Raw genomic sequence first — 1321 nt, 5'->3', positions numbered from 1 at the left:
TGAAGAAATTCTAGTTAAACGTTGCAATGTTTTAAATGAAATGACTAAAGAAATTAGAGATTTAACGAATTACTATTGGTTATCTGATATTTAATTTAAACCTGGTTTTCTAAACAGGATTTCGTATAATTCGATGCATCAAGTGGTTCAGCAAATTCTAAACTGTCCTTATCAAGGATTAACTCGACGTTTATACCTAGAGAGTAAAGCGATCGAATTAATTGCCTTAAGGCTCGATCCTTCGTTTGATAAGAAATTCCCAGACGGAATATTGAAACTGCGTTCAGATGATGTCGACCGCCTTCAACACGCCAAAGACATTTTGTTGAAAGATTTGGAAAATCCGCCGTCGTTACTCAAGCTAGCACAACAAGTTGGACTGAATGACTACAAGCTTAAACGGGGGTTTAAGCAGTTATTTGGAACGACTGTGTTTGGTTATCTTCATGACTATAGAATGCAACAAGCTTACCAGTTGTTAGAAGTAGAAGAGCTAAATATTACAGAAGTATCTCTACAAGTTGGTTACAACAGTCTTAGCTCATTTAATCGAGCTTTTAAGAAAAAATTTGGTATCAATCCCAGCAAACTGAGTAATTAGTGATGAGGGATGAGGGATGAGGGATGAAGAGCATTTTTCAATTTCTCATTTTATTTTTTCCTTTTAAGGGCAAAGGATGGTTGAACAAAGCTGTCTTGAATCACCATAATACTTTGTTTCGGATAATTGCTTTTACAATATGCATCCATGAAATAGTTAAAACTGGGTCTAAAAAACTCACTACTCGCTACTTCACCTACCTAGGTTCAACTCTTTATCCGAGCATACATAAGATTCCGTTTGGGACAAAATAAACTCCGTTTGGGACAAGCGAGGAATAGCTGTTTACTCCTACTATTCTTGTTAAGGTAATTGAAAATAATTATTATTTACTAACAAAACTATAATGAGGTTTTGATTTTTATGTTTATTAAATGCCTTGTGACTCTTTGGTTCTGTGAAAAAGCGATCGCTTTAACGATCTCAACAGCAGATTTTTCCAACCCTTTTGGTCGTGATTAAAAAGACCAACCTAACTAAATTTGTGCTGCTGGGCTGCCTATATATGTCGCAGTATATACCGATCGCTTTTTTTGCTCAAGCTCTACCCGTATTTTTTCGTCAGCGAGGAGTTGCTTTAAATGTTATTGGTTGTGCGATTCGTTTAGTCGAAACTTAGAAAGAAGGAGGATGACTAGCTTCTGTTGAGTAACCGCAAAACGGTAGAGTTCGCACTTTAATCCTCAACAGATGACAACTTAATAATCTTATAGGTGAGTA

Annotated in this window: 1 protein-coding gene; it reads left to right on the top strand. The window is 36.0% G+C overall.

Translation table 11 applies throughout. The features are described from left to right. Positions 1-133 precede the first annotated feature (133 nt). Positions 134-601: a helix-turn-helix transcriptional regulator gene (locus tag H1P_RS33420; RefSeq protein ID WP_144875796.1), complete on the top strand. Its 468-nt coding sequence runs from the start codon at positions 134-136 to the stop codon at positions 599-601. Positions 602-1321 lie beyond the last annotated feature (720 nt).

It is taken from the genome of Hyella patelloides LEGE 07179 (assembly GCF_900659865.1).
In the GTDB taxonomy this organism is placed as follows: Bacteria; Cyanobacteriota; Cyanobacteriia; order Cyanobacteriales; family Xenococcaceae; genus Hyella; species Hyella patelloides.
Note: the sequence above shows the minus strand (reverse complement) of the source record. Positions and strands in the feature narration are given on the sequence as shown.